Origin of the sequence: Paenibacillus solisilvae, assembly GCF_042656405.1 — a bacterium.
Classification (GTDB): domain Bacteria; phylum Bacillota; class Bacilli; order Paenibacillales; family Paenibacillaceae; genus Paenibacillus_Z; species Paenibacillus_Z solisilvae.
Map to the genome: position 1 here is coordinate 39,844 of NZ_JBHSOW010000076.1, position 18,832 is coordinate 58,675.

14 protein-coding genes and 2 riboswitches are annotated in these 18,832 nt (G+C 53.2%); of the genes, 5 read left to right on the forward strand and 9 right to left on the reverse strand.

The features are described 5' to 3' along the window. Nucleotides 1-449 precede the first annotated feature (449 nt). The 6 genes from ACFPYJ_RS20415 to guaA all read right to left on the reverse strand — a co-directional run bounded on the left by ACFPYJ_RS20415 (nt 450) and on the right by guaA (nt 8,519). Nucleotides 450-1,343 (reverse strand): phosphoribosylaminoimidazolesuccinocarboxamide synthase, encoded by an 894-nt coding sequence (locus ACFPYJ_RS20415; protein WP_379190057.1) that lies wholly within the window; start codon nt 1,341-1,343, stop codon nt 450-452. A gap of 86 nt (nt 1,344-1,429) precedes the next feature. After that, nucleotides 1,430-2,725 carry an adenylosuccinate lyase gene (gene purB / locus ACFPYJ_RS20420; protein ID WP_379190058.1) on the reverse strand — a complete coding sequence of 432 codons (1,296 nt, stop codon included), beginning with the start codon at nt 2,723-2,725 and terminating at the stop codon, nt 1,430-1,432. A 6-nt stretch (nt 2,726-2,731) separates the two neighbouring features. Continuing rightward, nucleotides 2,732-4,015 (reverse strand): 5-(carboxyamino)imidazole ribonucleotide synthase, encoded by a 1,284-nt coding sequence (purK, locus tag ACFPYJ_RS20425; RefSeq protein WP_379190059.1) that lies wholly within the window; start codon nt 4,013-4,015, stop codon nt 2,732-2,734. Continuing rightward, nucleotides 4,012-4,497 (reverse strand): 5-(carboxyamino)imidazole ribonucleotide mutase, encoded by a 486-nt coding sequence (gene purE / locus ACFPYJ_RS20430; protein WP_379190060.1) that lies wholly within the window; start codon nt 4,495-4,497, stop codon nt 4,012-4,014. Before purE ends, purK begins: the two co-directional genes overlap by 4 nt. A 326-nt stretch (nt 4,498-4,823) precedes the next feature. Beyond that, nucleotides 4,824-4,924: riboswitch (purine riboswitch) on the reverse strand. A gap of 268 nt (nt 4,925-5,192) precedes the next feature. Continuing rightward, nucleotides 5,193-6,590, reverse strand: coding sequence for an NCS2 family permease (locus tag ACFPYJ_RS20435; RefSeq protein WP_379190061.1), 1,398 nt, complete (start codon nt 6,588-6,590; stop codon nt 5,193-5,195). Nucleotides 6,591-6,723: 133 nt separating this feature from the next. Continuing rightward, nucleotides 6,724-6,823: riboswitch (purine riboswitch) on the reverse strand. 157 nt (nt 6,824-6,980) lie between these two features. Next, a complete protein-coding gene (gene guaA / locus ACFPYJ_RS20440; RefSeq protein WP_379190062.1) occupies nt 6,981-8,519 on the reverse strand; it encodes a glutamine-hydrolyzing GMP synthase in 1,539 nt (512 codons plus the stop codon). Between the two features lie 179 nt (nt 8,520-8,698). On the opposite strand from guaA, the gene ACFPYJ_RS20445 reads away from it, so the two are divergent. From ACFPYJ_RS20445 to ACFPYJ_RS20465, 5 genes are all read left to right on the forward strand, one after another. Continuing rightward, the gene (locus tag ACFPYJ_RS20445) at nt 8,699-8,854 is read left to right on the forward strand and encodes a hypothetical protein (RefSeq protein WP_379190063.1); all 156 of its coding nucleotides are present in this window, start codon (nt 8,699-8,701) and stop codon (nt 8,852-8,854) included. A 545-nt stretch (nt 8,855-9,399) separates the two neighbouring features. Further along, nucleotides 9,400-10,026 (forward strand): RNA polymerase sigma factor, encoded by a 627-nt coding sequence (locus ACFPYJ_RS20450; protein ID WP_379190064.1) that lies wholly within the window; start codon nt 9,400-9,402, stop codon nt 10,024-10,026. Further along, the gene (locus tag ACFPYJ_RS20455) at nt 10,023-10,709 is read left to right on the forward strand and encodes an anti-sigma factor (RefSeq protein ID WP_379190065.1); all 687 of its coding nucleotides are present in this window, start codon (nt 10,023-10,025) and stop codon (nt 10,707-10,709) included. Before ACFPYJ_RS20450 ends, ACFPYJ_RS20455 begins: the two co-directional genes overlap by 4 nt. Next, entirely contained in the window at nt 10,702-11,871 is a 1,170-nt protein-coding gene (locus ACFPYJ_RS20460) for a hypothetical protein (RefSeq protein ID WP_379190066.1), read from the forward strand. The genes ACFPYJ_RS20455 and ACFPYJ_RS20460 overlap by 8 nt, the downstream gene beginning before the upstream one ends. After that, nucleotides 11,868-12,530, forward strand: coding sequence for a hypothetical protein (locus tag ACFPYJ_RS20465; RefSeq protein ID WP_379190067.1), 663 nt, complete (start codon nt 11,868-11,870; stop codon nt 12,528-12,530). Before ACFPYJ_RS20460 ends, ACFPYJ_RS20465 begins: the two co-directional genes overlap by 4 nt. Before the next feature lie 244 nt (nt 12,531-12,774). Here ACFPYJ_RS20465 and ACFPYJ_RS20470 read toward each other — a convergent pair whose 3' ends face one another. Genes ACFPYJ_RS20470 through ACFPYJ_RS20480 form a run of 3 tightly spaced genes read right to left on the reverse strand, consistent with a single transcriptional unit; the run spans nt 12,775 to nt 18,660 of the window. Next, nucleotides 12,775-15,654 (reverse strand): DUF4129 domain-containing transglutaminase family protein, encoded by a 2,880-nt coding sequence (locus ACFPYJ_RS20470; protein ID WP_379190068.1) that lies wholly within the window; start codon nt 15,652-15,654, stop codon nt 12,775-12,777. Further along, nucleotides 15,632-17,593 carry a DUF58 domain-containing protein gene (locus ACFPYJ_RS20475; protein ID WP_379190069.1) on the reverse strand — a complete coding sequence of 654 codons (1,962 nt, stop codon included), beginning with the start codon at nt 17,591-17,593 and terminating at the stop codon, nt 15,632-15,634. Before ACFPYJ_RS20475 ends, ACFPYJ_RS20470 begins: the two co-directional genes overlap by 23 nt. Then, a complete protein-coding gene (locus ACFPYJ_RS20480) occupies nt 17,590-18,660 on the reverse strand; it encodes an AAA family ATPase (protein ID WP_379190070.1) in 1,071 nt (356 codons plus the stop codon). Before ACFPYJ_RS20480 ends, ACFPYJ_RS20475 begins: the two co-directional genes overlap by 4 nt. Nucleotides 18,661-18,832 lie beyond the last annotated feature (172 nt).

The following is an 18,832-nucleotide window of genomic DNA, read 5'->3' on the forward strand; positions in this document are numbered from 1 at the left end:
CAAAGAGCATACTTCCTCTCGCATGAGGCTCTAGGAGCAAGGGCGCTTAGCCTGCTCTTCGCCCGCACGCGGTTTATATTGGTGCGGAACATCTTTGCTTGTCCCGCGGGTTTAAGTAGTGATGAATGCTTAAGGAATAACTGCATAAGTTCAAGGGCTTAAGGATTCGAGATCTTCGCCTTCAGCGTTGTTTGTTCCTGCTGCTGACCGCATTGCAGGAATTTAACTTTAAAGAAGGCGCTTGGTGCGCTAAGATCGCAACGCCAACAGCATAATGCTTAACACCATAATGCTGAACACCAATAATGATTAGTTTCCTTAATGTTCAAGAACATTGAGAAACGTTTACGAACAGCTAGGGTCAAGAGCAAGACAAGTTCATGCCGTTCATTTTCAAGTATGTTTAGCAAACGTCGTCCTTGCTTTTGCAGAACTCAGTCCGATCATTATTAGAGCGCGCGGCCGGTCAGGACTTTGTAGATGTCCAGGTAGCGGCGGGTTGTTTCTTCGACGACGGATGAAGGAAGCGGCGCCGGTTTGCTGTTTTGATCCCAATCGGAACCCAGCAGATAGGTGCGTACCGGTTCTTTGTCCATGCTGTCGATTTCGATGTCAAGCTCGTAGTTATCTTTGGACCAGAAGCGGGATGAATCCGGCGTGAAGATTTCGTCGATCAGGATGACTTTGCCGCCGATTAAGCCAAATTCGAATTTGCAATCCGCCAGGATGATGCCGCGTTCCTCACAGAAGCCGCGGGCAAATTCGTATAGCTTGATGCTTTGGTCGCGCAGCTCCTCAGCAAGCTCGGAACCGACCAACTCCTGCATTTTCTCGAACGGAATATCTTCGTCGTGACCGACATCGTTCTTGGCTGCAGGTGTGAACAGCGGCTGGTCGAAACGTTCATTCTTGCGCAGGCCCTCACGAAGCTTGATGCCGTTAATCTCCGATGTTTTCACATATTGTCTCCAACCACCGCCTGTGATATAGCCCCGAATGACACATTCGATATCAATGCGCTCTGCTTTTCGCGAAACCATAATCCGATTCTTCAATAATTCCGGCTCCGTTACGAGATCACCGAGCTTCTCCACATCGGTATGCACGATATGGTTCTCAATGACGTCCGCCGTTTGCTCGAACCAGAAGGCCGACAGGCGGTTAAGGACGTTGCCCTTCTCCGGTACAGCAGGGTCCAGCACGTAATCAAACGCGCTGATCCGGTCGGTCACAACAATCAGGTAATGCTCGCCAAGATCATACAGCTCCCGTACTTTGCCTTTATACAGCAGCGGCGCTTTAACATAGTCCACAGCAGTGGATAATGCAGGTGAAGTAGTCATTGCTCTGGCTCCTTTTTCGCGTGCAGCGGCCGGCTGCGAATCGTTTGCGCGGCTCAGCCCGGCTGTCACGGACATGAATAACTGTATTAGATTAATTCAAGGCGTTTGAAAATCGTATCTACATGCTTGAGATGCCATGTCGGGTTGAAGCAATCTTCAATCTCGTCTGCCGATAGAACAGCAGTGATCTCTGGCGTTGATTCGATAATATCGCGGAACTGGCGCTGTTCTTCCCAAGCTTGCATCGCTCGCGGCTGAACGGTGTCGTATGCCTGCTCACGGCTGAAGCCTTTGTCGATCAGCTTCGTCATGACGCGGCCGGAGAATGGCACGCCGTATGTGCGCTGCATGTTGCGTTTCATATTCTCCGGGAACACCTGCAGGTTCTTGATGATGTTGCCCAGACGGTTCAGCATGTAATTCAGAAGCATCGTTGCATCCGGCAGGATAATACGCTCTACAGAGGAATGACTGATATCGCGCTCATGCCACAAAGCAATGTTCTCGTAAGCCGTGATCATATGACCGCGGATAACGCGGGAAAGACCGGAGATATTCTCGCAGCCGATCGGGTTGCGTTTATGCGGCATTGCGGATGAACCCTTTTGCCCTTTGGCGAAAGGCTCTTCAACCTCGCGGAATTCGCTCTTTTGAAGGGCGCGGATTTCGGTAGCGAATTTATCAAGCGACGAAGCAACTAGTGCAAGTGTTGCCATATATTCAGCATGACGATCGCGCTGCAGGGTTTGCGTCGAGATCGGAGCCGGTGAAATGCCGAGCTTGCGGCATGTGAATTCCTCTACGAATGGATCGATGTTGGCATACGTACCGACAGCACCGGAGATTTTACCGAATTGAACGCCGTTTGCCGCATGGCGGAAACGCTCCAGGTTACGTTTCATTTCCTCATACCAAAGAGCAAGCTTCAGTCCAAAGGTAGTCGGCTCGGCATGAACTCCATGCGTACGTCCCATCATCGCTGTATCTTTATAAGTAACGGCTTGGCCGCGAAGTATCTCAATGAAGTTCAGAATGTCGCGCTCCAGGATTTCATTCGCCTGACGGAGAAGGTAGCCCATTGCCGTATCGACGACATCTGTTGAAGTTAATCCGTAATGGACCCATTTGCGTTCTGGACCTACCGTTTCCGAAACTGCACGCGTAAAGGCAATAACATCATGGCGAGTTTCAAGCTCAATCTCGCTGATGCGGTCGATATTAAAGCTTGCACCGCGGCGCAGCGCCTCAACATCCTCGCGTGGAATGACTCCAAGCTCTACCCAAGCCTCGCATGCGCAAAGCTCAACCTCAAGCCATGCCTGGAATTTGTTCTGTTCCGTCCAAATCGCTCTCATTTCGGGTCTGCTGTAACGTTCTAACATGAGTTTTTAAGCCCTCCAAATGTTGGTTTCGGATATCCAGGCAAGCGCCGCGTCTACATCAGCCGTAAGCACGTTGACATGACCCATCTTCCGTTTATGTTTTGCTTCTTGTTTCCCGTAAAGATGTACCTTTGGGGCAACGCCCAAACGGTCCGCAGCTTCATCAACCTCCGCCATCCGCGCAAGCAGCGGCTCCATATGCTCGCCAAGCACGTTGACCATGACCACCGGCGTGAGCAGGGCTGTATCCCCGAGCGGCAGTCCGCAGATTGCCCGCACATGCTGCTCGAATTGGGAGGTCCGGCAGGCTTCCATCGTGTAATGTCCGCTGTTATGCGGCCGCGGGGCCAGCTCGTTCACGTACAGCTCCCCGCCTTCGGTGAGGAACAGCTCTACCGCGATAAGACCGACAGCGCCGAGTCCTTCCGCAATCCGGGCGGCTAGCCGCTCCGCTTCGCGCTGGACCTCTTTATCGGCCCTTGCCGGAACAATTGAGAGATGAAGAATATTATCCACATGGATGTTCTCTGCAGCAGGGAATGTTCGAATCTCGCCCTGCGGGCTTCTTGCCGCAATAACGGATAATTCCTTCTCGAACTTGATAAACTGTTCAAGGACAAGCTCCATTCCTGCACGGTTCAACGTGTGGAAAGCTTCATCAATCTCCGCTTCGTCCCGTATCACCCACTGGCCTTTGCCGTCATAGCCGCCGGTTGCCGTCTTCAGCACGCACGGAAGACCGAATTTTGCAACCCCCGCGCGAAGCTCGTCTGCGCTTGCAACTTCACAGTAGGGCGCGACTTTCACACCTGCAGCTTCAATCGCACGCTTCTCGCGGAGACGATGCTGGGTGGTATAGAGCAGCTCACTGCCTTGAGGAACATAGGATTCTTCCATCAGCATGGCTGCAACGCCTGCGTCTACATTCTCAAACTCGTAGGTAATCACATCCGCACGGCTCGCAAGCTCTCGTGCCGCATCGCGGTCATCATAAGCGGCCACAATCTGCTCCGATACTTGGCCGCAGGGGGCATCCAGTGTCGGATCAAGGGCGATGAAACGATAGCCCATCGCACTCCCGGCATTAGCCATCATCCGGCCAAGCTGTCCGCCGCCGAGAATACCGACCGTCGATCCAGGGAGAATGACCTTCACGAGCTTCTTCACTGCACTTGAAGCCGCATCATCAGCCTCACAGCCATCGATGCCGCAGGCGCCTAAGGATTTCTCTTCCGTTAACCAGCTGGTAAGAGGCACTAACCCGCTTCCTTGCTTGTCCGCCTCACTCATAGCGTCTCACTGCTTTCAAGCACTTCCTGCTGAATCCGATCGCGGCGCGCTTGCACGCGAGCCTGAACTTCAGGATCGAAAGCTCCGAGAATTTGACCTGCGAGCAGCCCGGCATTCGTTCCGCCGGCGTTGCCTATCGCCACAGTGGCAACTGGAATGCCGCCAGGCATCTGTACGATAGACAACAGCGAGTCCATTCCGTTCAAATTCGATGACTTCACAGGAACGCCAATAACCGGCAAAATGGTCTTCGCAGCAACCATGCCGGGCAAATGTGCAGCTCCGCCTGCTCCCGCAATAATGACCTTGAGACCGCGGGATACGGCAGTTTCCGCATATTCGAACATCAAATCTGGCGTTCGATGCGCTGAAACAACCTTCTTCTCATAAGGAATTTGCAGCTCTTCCAGCACGTCACAGGCTAGTTTCATTGTTTCCCAATCTGATTTGCTGCCCATGATGACGCCTACTTTTGCAGACATGCAATTATTACCACCTTTATCTATAGATATGAAGAAACATCGTTACTGAGGCGTAACAAGTCTCTTCGCTCACAAATATAAGCAAAGTATGACTTAAATCGTTATTTTCTTCTCTCTCTAACCTTGGCATTCATTAAGGTCAAAAAAAAGCCCCTCAGCACCATTTCCAAATCTAGGAATGCTTCGGGACTTCGTAGGCCGTAACAGAGAAAACATGATCTGTTGTCCGACAGCACCGGCTCTCTCCCCTTGGAATAGTTCAATCCAGGACGGGATTCCGGTGTGGTAAAGACAACATCAGGCTGCCCCTTGTTGGCGGCAACCTGCTTCTCTGTATCTGGGCTCGTAGTCCGAAAATTAATGGTTTCGGGTAGATACTCTCAGGCCTTATCCCCGAGTATATACGAGATTAAATTCAGTCTTAACGAATCTGTTTTAACTTCTTTTAGTTTAACAATCCTATGTCAGATTGTCAACGCGAAAACACGAACATTAACTTAATATTGTTAATTAAAGTTCGTATTTAGCGGGGTCACCTGCCACAATCCGTCATGATAACCTAACATCTGCATTTTATTTGTTGCTTAAACGGTTCACTTATCCGACAAGGATAACAACAAAAGAGACCGCCCCGCCACCTGCGGGAGCAGTCTCTTGTCAATGTATAGGTCCGTTATTGAATAATCAAACGTGGGTTAGCCCTGGCTGCCGATAAACGCATACCGTGCAATAATCAGAATGGCGAGGACCCACATGAGCCAGTGAACCTTGTAACCGCCGGCTTTGGAGCCTACTGCATTCGCAATTGACGCAAGCAGCACATAAGACACGATACCGAAGGAAACACCATTGGCGATGTTGTAAGTGAACGGCATGAGCACAATGGTGAAGAAGGACGGGATCGCGTACACCATATCCTGGAAGTCAATTTCTTTGACTGACTGCATCATCAGCACACCTACGATAATAAGCGCAGCCGCTGTAGCCGACCCCGGGATAAGAGAGATAGCCGGCCATAGGAACAGCGCACACAAGAAGGCAGCGCCTGTCGTTACAGCGGTTAAGCCTGTACGTCCGCCTTGCGCAATACCTGCGGAACTCTCGACGAATACCGTCACTGTGCTGGTTCCCAGTACAGCGCCGCCGCTTACGCCGATTGCATCCACGAGCATCGCTTTGCCGACTGTTTTCTTGCCTTTCACCGGATCCTTCATAACACCGGCGCGGTTCGCCGTACCGACAAGGGTACCGAAGGTATCGAACAATTCCACGAAAGTAAAGGTTGCAATAATAGAAATGATTCCTGTATGCCAAACGCCCGCCCAGTCAAAGTCCCAGAAGTTCATTTGCGTAAAATCCGGGGACCAGGATTGACCCTCAAGCGTCTTGCCGACATTCACATCGCCCGTGATGATCGCAACGATCGTCGTTCCAATAATGCCGAACAGAATCGCGCCTGGAACACGCAGCACCATGAGCACAGAGATGATCAGCAAGCCGACAAGCGTAAGGTAAACACTGGAACTCTCCAGACTTCCCATATGAATAACGGATTCGAAGCTTAAAATATCCGTGAACTGTGCTTTCGGAATGTCCGTAACCGTGTTCTCAATCCCAATCGTCATCAGCCCGCTGTTTTTCAAGCCGATAATCGTAATGAACAGACCAATCCCCACCGTAATGGCATGCTTCAAGCTGTCCGGAACAGCTGTAATCAGCATCTGACGAATTTGGGTAACCGTTAAAATCAAGAAAATAATCCCGGAGATAAAGACAGCTGTTAACGCCATTTCCGGAGAAATCGGGTGATTCGTTGCTTTGGATGCAAGCACTGTCGCTGCAAAATAAGCGTTCAACCCCATCCCCGGTGCGAGTGCTACCGGAAAATTAACGAAAAGTCCCATTGCAATGGTAAAAATACCGCCGGCGAGCGCGGTTGCAAGAAAAACCGAATAGGCGCTGAGTCCCGCTCCGCCCAGAATTCCCGGGTTGACAGCCAATATGTACGCCATCGTCATGAATGTCGTGAGACCCGCCATAATCTCTGTTCTTACATTTGTTCCGTTTTCCTTCAAGCGAAAGAAATTACGCATTTTTTAAAATACCCTCCCCAAAAAATGTGGTCAGAACAAACAAGAAACCTAAGTTATAAAATGCCAATTCAGGCACTTTAACCTAGGTTCCACGCAAAACAAGAAAAGTATGCACGGTGGACCAACAGCCGCGATGCTCATTCTTGCTCTTCGTAGACAGATCATTAAGGTGATCTCGTAGAGACTCTCAGGCCGATCCCTGAGATTATACGAAAAGGTATGCAGTTTGTACGATTCATTGAACATTCTAGCTAGCAAAGCTGAAGCTTGTCAATGGAAAACGTATACTTGCCGGACATTACATACTAATCGCAGTGACGCAGCGGATTTCTGTATTAATAAGAAAAAGCAGCTTCCTCCTCAGCGGAGAAAACTGCTTGGTTCATCATGCTATTCCCACTCGATTGTAGCCGGCGGCTTCGAGGTTACGTCGTACACGATACGGTTAACGTTGTCGACTTCGTTAACGATACGAACGGAGATTTTCTCCAGCACATCCCATGGAATACGCGCCCAGTCTGCTGTCATGCCGTCGATGGAGGTTACAGCGCGGATGCCTACCGTATAAGAATACGTACGTGCATCGCCCATAACACCAACGCTCTTCATGTTTGGAAGAGCAGTAAAGTACTGCCAGATCTCGCGGTCGAGACCGGCTTTGATAATTTCATCACGCAGAATCGCATCCGATTCGCGAACGATCTTCAGCTTCTCGTCAGTTACTTCGCCCAGCACGCGGATTGCAAGACCCGGACCCGGGAACGGTTGACGCCATACAATGGCATCCGGAAGACCGCACTCTGAGCCGACTTTACGAACCTCATCCTTAAACAGAGCCTTAAGCGGCTCAACAAGCTTGAACTTAATGTCTTCAGGCAGGCCGCCTACATTATGGTGAGATTTGATGGTTTGAGCCGTAGCTGTTCCGCTCTCTACGATATCGGTATACAGCGTTCCTTGCGCAAGGAATTCGTAATCAGCAAGCTTATCGGATTCCTCTTGGAACACATAGATAAACTCGTTGCCGATGATTTTACGCTTCTGCTCCGGATCTTCAACGCCCCGCAGCTTGCCCAGGAACCGCTCGCTCGCGTCGATCTTGATGACCTTCATATCGAACTTGCCAACGAAGGTTTCCATAACGCCTTCTGCCTCGTCTTTGCGGAGCAGGCCGTGGTCGATAAACATACAAGTCAATTGATCGCCGATTGCTTTGTGAAGCAGAATCGCAACAACGGAAGAATCGACGCCGCCTGACAAGGCGCAAAGGACTTTGCTGCTGCCGACTTGAGCCCGAATATCCCGGATCGTATCATCAATGAAAGTCTCCATGCTCCATTTGCCTTCGCAGCCGCACACATTGAAGAGGAAATTATGAATCATTTCATTACCTTGAACGGAGTGGCGCACTTCCGGATGGAATTGTACCGCGTACAGCTTACGCTCTGCATGACTCATCGCTGCAATCGGAGCATGATCTGTGCTGGCATCGACGCGGAAGCCTGCAGGCAGCTCAACGACGTGGTCGCCATGGCTCATCCATACGGTTTGTTTGTTCTCCAAGCCTTGAACAAACGCACTTTCCGCGATGAATTCAACTTCTGCCTTACCGTATTCGCGTTTACCCGCACGTTCAACTTTTCCTTCAAGCTGGTGAGCCATAAGCTGCATGCCGTAGCAGATCCCGAAGATCGGCAGTCCAAGCTCATAAATAGCAGGATCAACGAGCGGCGATTTCTCCTCATACACACTTGCCGGCCCTCCCGAGAACACGATGCCTTTCGGCTGCAGCTCACGGATCCGTTCTGCCGTTGTGTTGTATGGCAGCAATTCGCTGTATACACCTAAATCCCGAATACGTCTTGCGATTAACTGGTTGTATTGTCCGCCGAAATCGAGGACAACAATCATTTCATTTGGCTTGTCCATTACAAGGCCTCCCTCAAATCAATGTGCTAATTATATATAACGGCGTTTAGGACAGTCAAGGCACGGCAAACAAGAGCTGCCGGATACGGGCTCAGACTGGAATCCAAATGCAAAAATAGTCCTGTCTTTTTACTGGATTTTGTTAAGCAGATGCTCTCCGTTCGTGAACGAAGGCGAGCTTGGAATTTCATCAGGGCAGTCTCAGGGATGAGCTGCCTGCACGGCTGCTGCTTTGGCTGGAGCCGCTTGATTCGGGCGGTTTTTTTGAGGCGTATCTGAGACTGGCCCGTTGGCTGGAGCCGCTTGGTTGGGCGTATTTTTCGAGGTCTATCTGAGTCTAGCTCCATTGGCTGGAGCCGCTTGATTCGGGCGGTTTTTTTTGAGACGTATCTGAGACTGGCCCGTTGGCTGGAGCCGCTTGGTTAGGCGCATTTTTCGAGGCCTATCTGAGACTAGCTCCATTGGCTGGACTTTTTTTTGTAAGAACCCTTTTCATGCCCTCGTTGACGGAGAGCAGTGGCTGCTTCACTTCAACCTTACTTCTATACTGGATCATTGCAGTTAAATCGGAGCGATATCGATTCAGATGTGAGCTATACTGGAAATTTCCAATTAAATCTGCTGAATCCAAGCCAAATAAGCCCTATTGGTTCTTTTTAACTGTATAGAATGCAGTATAGCTGCTTCAGTGATCCGATATCGCTCCCTATCCTGTATGAAATCCAGTTTAGGCCTCTACCATGCACAGTTGGTGAAGGAAATGAGCCTAGGTCGCTAGAGTTTCTTCGAGTTATTTCGGGCTGTTTGACTATCAGAGAGAAGCTGCGGACAACCGCTCCCTCTCTCAATATACAAATTTTACGGTTAAAGCTATGATTTATTGGAAGATGCAGGGGTAAGCCCGCTTTCATTCGTCTATATAGCTGGAGAGGGGGAGAAGATCATCCATGACCATCAAATCATAGAACAAGTCCTGGCCGGCGACGAGAATGCTTTTCGCTCGATTATTGCAAGCTATGAGTCCTATGTATACCAAGCTGCGCTGTCTGTCCTGCAGCATCCAAAGGATGCAGAGGACGCGGCCCAAGAGGCGTTCGTGAAGCTCTACTTCTCTCTCCCCCGCTATGAAGGGCATGGCTTCAAAACCTGGCTGACCCGAATCGCCGTCAACACAGCCATTGATTATAAGCGCAAAGTGATCAGGCGCAGAGAGCAAGCTGCAGCTCCCGATGTGATGAATGAACAGCTGCTTGTGCACGAATGCGTGCGTGCACCGGAATCTGTCGAGGACGACCTGCTGCGGCAGGAACGCTCCCAGCTCATAGCTGGTTATATTAACGATATTCCGGATCATTACCGGCCTGTAGTCGTGGCCTTTTATATGGAAGAGAAATCCCATATGCAAATTGCTGCCGAGCATGGCATTGCAGTTAAAACCGTAGAATCGAAGCTCTATCGGGCTAGAAGCTGGATGAAGAAGCATTGGAAGGAGGAGGATTTCCGATGAGCCATGGAACACCGCAGGAATGGCAGGCATACGCTGCCGGTACACTTTCTGTGCAAAGACGAGATGAGCTTGAGTCCCATCTGTACGGGTGCGAGGAATGCCTGGCGGTTTATATGGATGAAATGACTGCCGGTCATGAGAAAGAAATGCCTGCTGTAATGCCGGCAGCCGGCGGAGGATTCGCTGATCGCGTGATGCTTGCTATTCAAGAAGCACGTGCAGATTATTCAGAGATTGACCGTTTAACCGGGTCGGATGACGAAGTAGATTCGGCTGATTCGGCTGATTCAAATAAAGAAACCCTGAACCGCGGCGGACAAGATGCGCTACCGATGGGCAGTGAGCGCGAAGCTGACCGCAGTATTGCGCCAGCAGACGACCTCCTGCTTGAACCTGCCCAGGCAGCAGCAGCGGCGAAAGCTCAGCCTCGTTCGCGGCGTCTGCCTCTCATCCGCAAACCGCTGTTCCAATATGCTGTGGCTGCCGCTGTGACGATTATCTTAGTGGCTGCCGGAGTATTTCAAGATATCGAAGCTGCCGCTTGGAGGACACCGCCTGCCGATGCAGCTGTCCTCAAGCAGGAGAAGCCAGATGAAACCTTCTCTCAACGGCTGATGGAGAAAACAACATCCCTGCTCGATAACATCCATTCCAAACGTACTGGAGGCCACTCACATGAATAAAAATCCTTTGACCGCCTTTCTGCTGTCCTTCATTCCCGGCTTCGGCCATCTCTATCTGGGCAGGTTCATTCGCGCTTTCGTCTACGCTGCCGGTTTCTGGGGACCGCTGGCGTTAATCGCTCTCATGGAGGTGTCGAATGGCGGCAGCACCGACCCTGATGCAATTCTCGTCCTGCTTATCTTTGCTTTTATTATAGGTCTGTTGAATATGATTGATATGCTCGTAACGCTGCTGAAGCCAACCTCCAGGTACCGCGGTTATCCGGAGGCTGGCGCATCTGTTCCGTATGCAGGCGATTCCGGGTATACGGAACGATTCGGCCCAATTGACGGAACCGGCGGCTATCCCGGAGCTGCTCCAATCCATCAGCAAAATGAGCGGTTCTATACAATCATTCTCTCGCTTATTCCCGGACTGTCGCATTTTCAGCTTGGGCTGATGCAGCGCGGCTTAACCTTTATCGTCGGGTTCTTCGGCTTGTTCGCCATGATCGCCTTCATCAGCTTCATTACGCATGAGAACGGGGTATTTATTTTTCTGCTCGCACTGCCCGTTATTATGTTCTACGGCCTCTTCGATGCGATGCAGCTGCTAGGCCGCAAGCAGCGCGGCGAGGAAATCCCTGACCGTACGATCTTCGAGGACTTTGAACTGAACCGGGAGACTGGCCGCAAGAGCAAAACCGTGGCTCTCCTGCTAGCTGTTTTCCCTGGCGCCGGGCATTTGTATCTGGGCCTTCAAAAACGCGGGCTGCAGCTAATGGCTGCGTTCCTGCTCTCGATCTACCTGATGGATGCGCTGCGATTGTCGATCTTCCTCTATCTGATTCCCATCCTGTGGTTTCTTAGTCTGTTTGATGCGATGCAAAGCGTTTCTAAGCATGGCGAGGGTGAACTCAAGGATGTGCCTTTGATCGACGGACTCATGAATCATCAGAAGTGGATTGGCTTTGGCCTCATTGCAATCGGCGCTTATTATCTCTTTGACAGTGCAATTCTCGGCATGATCGAAGAAAAGTTTCCGCAGTGGCGCCTTGCTTACTGGTTCCAGCGCTATGTTCAGGTCACCGTCGTTTCGATATTGCTCATTATCGGCGGCTTCCGGCTCATGGCCGGCAGCAAGAACAAGGAAACCAGGAAGGAGGCTGATCCGCACCAATGAAGCGCTGGAGAGTAGGCACCCTTTCGATGGGTTTGTCATTGATACTAATCGGCATCACGCTGATGATATCGACTTGGAGCCAGGAAACGGCTATCGATACCTTGCTCAAATGGTGGCCGGTCGTCTTTATTCTGCTGGGCCTTGAAATCGTCGTTTTTATCGCGCTGAAAAACAAGGAGCAGCCGGTCATCCATTATGATATCTTCAGCATTCTGTTCGTCGGCGTGCTCTGCTGTATTTGTGCCGGCTTTGCACTCGCCGCTTCAAGCGGGCTTACCCGTGAACTCCAATACGCGCTTGGCAGCGAGGACCGCACCTTCGATATTCCGGCCGTTGAGCAGCCTGTTCCCGCTAAAGTCACGCGGATTGTTGTAGAGACCCATGGAACCATGCCCAAGATCGATAAGATCGGCACCCGCGAGGTGCATCTGTTCGGCAGCTACCGCATCCGGCATAATCGTGACGAGAAGAATGCGCCGCTGAAGGCGGATGACATCACCTCAATCCTTACCATTGACCAAACGATGTATATTTCGATCAAGGAGCTGCCGCAGCGGATCGGCCTCAATGAATCCTCCCCCTCCGCATCCTTAACCATGGCTTTCCCAAGGGATGTCTCTGTTGAGGTAAGAGATGCCAATGATGAACGCATCCCGTAGAACGGAATTAGGCTTCGTGAATCGGCAATAGGAGATACGAGGCAGGCAATAGATTACGGAGTAAGCTAGAGGAGTTACGGAACAGGCAATAGGATACGGAGTACGCAAGGGGAGTTACGGAACAGGCAATAGGATACGGAGTACGCAAGGGGAGTTACGGAACAGGCAATAGATACATAAATAGGGGCTGAACCAAAGCAGTTTGATCTGCGTTGGTTCAGCCCCTGTTTGATTTGAATATCAGCTACACGCTCTGAACGGTTCCCTGCTGCTTGGATTGCTTGGCCGAGTTCAGACTCTGAATGGCGGCTCTTAGATCCGCAAGCTCGGTGTGCGTTGGCGGCTCGGACCATTCCGAGCCGTAACGCGCCTGTTCGTCCCATCGCACGAATTGAGCGATGAGAGGGGTCATATGCGGCGGCAGGTTCAGTGCCGCTGCGTATTCGCGCGCGGTGCTGTGCGGCGGTTTGGCGCCGCGGCGAGCGTAGAGCTCGCGCCAGCAGATGTCCGCGAGCTCGAGGAACTGCCCGCGGGCCGCTGTGCGCCGGCCCGCGGCGAGCGCGCTGCCGTATTTGTGCAGCGCGCGTGCGAACGCATCGCGTTCGCGTCTGCGCCACGCCGCCGCGGCCAGACCGGCGGCGCCTGTGGCGCCCGCGGCTAGCGCGGCCATGGCCCATGGCCTGGCCGCCGCGGCGCTGCGCGCCGCTTGCGCGAGGGCATGCGCCCCGCGCTGCGCGGCATCGGCGGCCTGCTCCGCAGCCGCCTGCAGCTGCGCTGCGGCGCGCCCGGCGAGCCCGCGGGCGCCAGCTGCGGCGGCGAAATCCCCCGCCGCCGCAGCCCCCTGCTCCGCAGCATCGGCAGGCTGCCCGGCCGATGCTGCGGAGCTTCCGGCGCCGGCCAAGCTCGGCACCGCCGCAAATCCAGGTGTCGGCTCAAAAGCCACCCAGCCGACACCCTCAAAATACACCTCAACCCATGCATGCGCATCGCTTGCTCGCACGGTGAAGGCCTGCGTCTTCGCTGAACCCGCTCCGCCCTCAGAAATTCCGTCCCCGCTGCCCGCGCTGGATATCCCAGCCCCTATTCGCTCGCTATTCTCTGAGCCTGCTGCTTCCCCGGGTGCGAAGCCCTTCACATACCGCGCAGGAATGCCCTGCGTCCGAAGCATAACCACCATAGCAGAGGCAAAATGAACACAATAACCCTGCTTCTGCTCAAACAAAAAGTTATCCACGAAATCAGCGCCGGCTGCCGGAACGGCCGTATCTGTCAGCGTATAAACATAATGGGACCGCAAATAATCTTCAATGGCTTTGCTCTTCTCATACCGGCTAGCACCCGCACCCAATTGGCCCGAAATCTGACCCGCTAATTGCCCGATACGCGCAGGCAGCCCTTCCGGCAGCTGTGTGTATGTCTGTAAAAGATCCGCAGGATCTGACGGCACACCCGCACCCTGCTCTGTACGGTTTGAGCGAAGGGATGCAGGATCCGGCAGCCGCGTTGAAACGGTATAGGCTGTAAGGCGATCCTTGGATGAAGCCGGATACATGGCATCTGTCAGCTTATTGAAGCGATAAAATTCACGCTTCGTACCGTCCGCCGTTTGCATAGCGATAACCTGGGCATCCGGACCTGCCGCCAGCAAAGGCCAGCCCTCAGTCGGATATGCAACCGTGACGGTCTGCGTTATTGCATTCGTCCCGCTTCCATCCGTTTGCCCGGCAGCGGATTTATCTTTAAGCGAATCGTAACTCCCCGCTGTCGTCAAACTCCCGGTAATACCGGCAAAAATATCTTCTTTTGTACCCGTATGCGCCAGATCCAACTTAACTCCGCTGCCTTCAGCCGAAATCAAATCCCCGCCCGCAATCGTCTGCTGCGTCCGGTCCGAGCCTATAATCCGCTCCTCCAGCAGCTGCTCCGGCTGTTCCCAGCCATGACCGTTATAGACGCTCTTGCTCTCCCCGCGCAGATAGGTCGCCGCCGGAGACTGTACGGTGAATAAAACAGCAGCACTCAAGGACAGCGGAGCGCCAAGCGAGCGATCATCGAAACCGTAGCCGGTTATTCCCGCCGACCCTAATCCGCCTGTGATTTCAATAGGCTGCATGGTCTGACCCTGCACGGCAGTCGTCAGCTGTTCCTCCCTCAGATGGGTTTTCCCCCAGTTAACTGCCTCCGCTGCCCACGGTGCAGGTTCAGAAGAAGCGTTTCTGCCCCAAGCAGCGCCTATACCCGCAGCAGCAATAATGACCGCGAGCCATGTCGCTCCGCTCCACCAGCGAACCGGCCAACCGAAAAGCGAAAGGGGCCTTTTTGGATTCCGGGTGTTCGTTATGGAATGATCTGGATTTGATGTTGGATTCTGCATGTAGGTATGGGATTGATTTTGCTTTTGTTCCGGAGTTGAATTGTGTACCTGATTATGCTTATCATCATACTGTCGGTCATATGCGCCATTCATGCTTACTTGAACAATCTTAGCCCCGCTTAGACGCTCCAACCGGGGAATCGTCAGCAGCGCACTGAGCAGCAGCCCTTCCACGCAGGTGCGGAGCAGCCCGGGAAACACATTCAAGCCTAGAAATCCATAGAGGATCAGCAAATAAACCGCTGTCAACGCGGCCAATCCAAGCCCCCACTGACGCAGCCACACCAGAGATTGCACAGCAGCCGCCATCATTCCAAGTCCAGCGACCAGCAGCAGTGTCCGTGTTTCTCCGCTAAGCTGCATCTCCCCGTCCATCAGATGTTGGACATCCGCCCTGAGCCCATGAATGAGTCCGACCCACGATTCATAAGGCGAGGAATATTGCACCTTGAACATGACAAGCACCGTGCCCAGGCAAATTGCGCCATTCAGCAGCAGGGAGAGCCACGCCGGCGGAACCAGCAAGCCTACAGCCAAGGATAGACCAACCGCTGCAATAAGAGGTCCGATCCGGTAAAGCTCCGTATACGCTTCTAATTGGGCCAATGGAAGCAGCCATTCGATGATTAACCCAAACAGCAGCAGACTGGTTACGAGCCGCCGCGAGCTTAAGTTGAAAAAAATCAAGCTGGCTTTCTCGATTTCCCGTTTGCTTCGTTTGGACCCGTTAGCTGATTGTGGTGCTGACATGGGCGTATCCCCCTTCCACTGCGATCGAATCCTTGCGGCGGTATTCCGCAGGTACGGGCATCCCTTTAATATAACAGCCCGAACCGTCAAGCTTTGCTTTCCACTGCTGCTCTCCCTGCTTCACATCCGCTCCATCGTAAGCGAGCAGCAGATACAGCGACACACCTCTAATGCCAGCCAACTTCGCTCCGTACACGATTCCATCTGTACTGAAGTCTGCCGGAATTTCCGACTCTGAATTTGCCGCACTTCCGACACTTCCGGCACTTCCCGCACTTCCTGCACTTCCCGCACTTCCTGCACTTCCCGCACTTCCCGCACTTCCGGCACTTCCCGAACTTCCTGCACTTCCGGCGATTCCGGAACTTCCCGAACTTCCTGCACTTCCCGCACTTCCCGCACTTCCTGCGCCTGCTCCGCCAATACTTCCGACTCCGCTCGCTTTTCCCCTTAGATCTGTCCCGGCGTCACCTGTTTGGGGCTCGTTATAGACGGCTCCAATTTCGGCAGCCCCCAGGCAAATGACGGAAGCACCGCGGGGCAGCTGGCCAATGGCCGATGAAAGCAGCGCAGCCAGCGGTTTCGTGCCGTCAGCACGCATACTCGCAAGCCTCTCCCCTGCTGTATGAAGAGATTTCCGGTCGCCTGGGCGAATGAATATCCGATCTTCTTCATAACTGTTGCTTATGATCGTACTGCCTTTTCCCTCTTCCCAAGCAGCTGCCGCCGCCATAAGAGCACGCCCGGCGTTGGCATCAAACAGCCTCAAATCGCTGCCATATGCCCTCTCTGACGCTTCAAGAACGATAACGACCTCACCCGGATGCTCTGCATTGCTGATTCTCGTCTGCATGCCAAGGCCTCTTGCCATTGCGCGCCAATCAACCCGCCTTAAGGAATCGCCCGGTGTGTAAGCACGAACCTCAGGCCCCATGCCGTCCCGGCTTCTGCCTGCCGCTGCTGTAGTGGACAGGCTGCCTAATGCTGCAATCGGCTTTGCTCCACGGGTATTAGCTCCTGCAAGTGCACAGGGAATGTCAAGAAGCTGCTCGCCCGCAGGTGGCAAAGGACGGACAAGCGGAATACTCGCACAATCGATATTAAAGGTTCGAATCGTTAAACCCAGCAGATCACCTACCGAAATCTGAAGCGGTTCAAAAGCAAGCTCGCCTCTTTGCACGTTTGTCACCGTATAATCCAGAACCAGTCCACGGCCAAATCCGGGTATGGTAGCCGCTTGATACTGAACCGGTGCATGCCGGGGAGCGGTAAGATTAGTGACCCGTTCATGAACGTTCAGCCACATTAACGGGATCGGCCGGCTTAGGCGGATCTTTAATCTGACATGCATGTCTCCGCCGTCAACGAGTTCCCGTTCCCTATCAATATTTCTCTCTACCTGAATACGGCCTGAAACCGCATAGGGCAGAATCCAAGCACTCAGGAAGAGGCTGAAAATAATCGCGAAGAACAGCCATTCAACGGCTCCGCTGCGCGAATACACAGCTGCAGCACTCGCTGCAAGCAGGATGAGCAAGAGAATTCTGGCAAAATACCGGCTGCGCAGCTTCCCTGAACCAGCCTTTTCTCCGACTTTCCGTCCGGCTTGCTCACTCCGGTCCCTCACTCCATCTTTCCGTCCCTGCAGCTCGCTCCGAGACCTCACACCAGCCTTCCGTCCCTCCTGCGGCTCACTCCCAGCCTTCTCTCCAACCTTCTGTCCAGCTTGCAGCTTACTCCCGATTTTCCATCCTTCTTGCAGTTTACTCCCGATTTTCCATCCTTCTTGCAGTTTACTTCCGGCCTTCTCTCCAGCACTGTGCACCGTTTGAACCGGTCTCCCGGCATTCGAATTGCCGCTCTGGTCCGTTAAATCCTTGCTGCTCCAGTCCGTTTGAGCTCCGCTCCGGTCCGCCTGAGCTTTGCTGACGGCCTTCATCTTCTCCGCCCGCCTTCGCCTGCGGGAGCAGGCACCGGTACAGAAGCGATCAGGCGGTTTAGTATATCCGCTGCCCGCATACCATTGACTGCCGCCATATCGCTTACAACCAGCCGGTGGGCCAGCACAGGTTCAGCTGTAGATTTCAAATCATCCGGCACAACATATCTTCTTCCTGCCACATATGCAGCTGCCTGCGCAGCGCGAATCCAGTCGCGGGTTGCCCTTGGACTTGCACCGAGCGACAGCTCGGCTGCGCTTCTCGTTGCGCCGACGACCTGCACCGCATAAGCCAGCAGCGCCGAATGGACATGAACCGACTGCGCATCGCGCTGCATCCGCAGCCATTCCTCCGGGATAATGACTGGTTTGAGCAGCTCAGGGTTCAGACGCTGGGGAGCTGCCTCCAGCATGTGAACTTCATCCTCGGGTGATGGGTATCCGATGGAGAGCCGCATCATGAACCGGTCAAGCTGTGCTTCCGGAAGCGGATAGGTACCGTCATCGCGAAGCGGATTTTGCGTAGCCAGCAGCATGAAGGGCTGCGGAAGCCGCATCGTTTGACCGTCGGCTGTAACGCTCCGCTCCTCCATCGCTTCAAGAAGCGCGGATTGCGTGCGCGGAGGCGTACGGTTGATTTCATCCGCCAGCACCACATTGGCCATCAGCGGTCCCTGACGGAAGACCAGCTCGCCCCGTTTGCCATCCCATATTAATCCGCCCACTACATCTGCGGGGAGCATATCCGATGTAAACTGAATCCGCCGGAACTCTCCGCCCATTACGCGCGCGATCGCTCGTACGAGCAGGGTTTTGCCTACGCCCGGCACATCCTCCAGCAGGACATGCCCGCCTGCCAGCAATGCGGTGAACGCCCCCGACACCACCTCGCTTTTCCCGAGAAACACGCTGTTCACTCTAGCCATCATCAGCCTTAATGATTGCTCCGCTGCCTCAGGCCAGCTTCCCTGCTCATTTGCTGCGGGCAAGGAATCCTCCATCAGAGGCTCCTCCGCCAATTGCTTCGGAATCATAACGACCTCACTTCCCTTCTTCTTCTTCTTCATTGCTCTTGCAATCTATCTATCTGTTTCTATTGTCTATCAGCTAGTTTCGCCAGTATTTGCCGTCTTTACACCTGGCAGCTGCTGTAGGAATGATTGCGCAAGCCAAACAGCCCTTCGATCGCATCGAAGGGCTCCTATTCGACATCATCAGGAAGATTCGCTCGAATGGCAG

What these genes read in the sequence shown, in the direction of transcription:
- ACFPYJ_RS20415 (WP_379190057.1), bottom strand. Translation starts at nt 1,343, where the DNA reads ATGACTACTTCACCTGCATTATCCACTGCTGTGGACTATGTTAAAGCG.
- purB (WP_379190058.1), bottom strand. Translation starts at nt 2,725, where the DNA reads ATGTTAGAACGTTACAGCAGACCCGAAATGAGAGCGATTTGGACGGAA.
- purK (WP_379190059.1), bottom strand. Translation starts at nt 4,015, where the DNA reads ATGAGTGAGGCGGACAAGCAAGGAAGCGGGTTAGTGCCTCTTACCAGC.
- purE (WP_379190060.1), bottom strand. Translation starts at nt 4,497, where the DNA reads ATGTCTGCAAAAGTAGGCGTCATCATGGGCAGCAAATCAGATTGGGAA.
- ACFPYJ_RS20435 (WP_379190061.1), bottom strand. Translation starts at nt 6,590, where the DNA reads ATGCGTAATTTCTTTCGCTTGAAGGAAAACGGAACAAATGTAAGAACA.
- guaA (WP_379190062.1), bottom strand. Translation starts at nt 8,519, where the DNA reads ATGGACAAGCCAAATGAAATGATTGTTGTCCTCGATTTCGGCGGACAA.
- ACFPYJ_RS20455 (WP_379190065.1), top strand. Translation starts at nt 10,023, where the DNA reads ATGAGCCATGGAACACCGCAGGAATGGCAGGCATACGCTGCCGGTACA.
- ACFPYJ_RS20460 (WP_379190066.1), top strand. Translation starts at nt 10,702, where the DNA reads ATGAATAAAAATCCTTTGACCGCCTTTCTGCTGTCCTTCATTCCCGGC.
- ACFPYJ_RS20465 (WP_379190067.1), top strand. Translation starts at nt 11,868, where the DNA reads ATGAAGCGCTGGAGAGTAGGCACCCTTTCGATGGGTTTGTCATTGATA.
- ACFPYJ_RS20470 (WP_379190068.1), bottom strand. Translation starts at nt 15,654, where the DNA reads ATGTCAGCACCACAATCAGCTAACGGGTCCAAACGAAGCAAACGGGAA.
- ACFPYJ_RS20475 (WP_379190069.1), bottom strand. Translation starts at nt 17,593, where the DNA reads ATGAAGGCCGTCAGCAAAGCTCAGGCGGACCGGAGCGGAGCTCAAACG.
- ACFPYJ_RS20480 (WP_379190070.1), bottom strand. Translation starts at nt 18,660, where the DNA reads ATGAAGAAGAAGAAGAAGGGAAGTGAGGTCGTTATGATTCCGAAGCAA.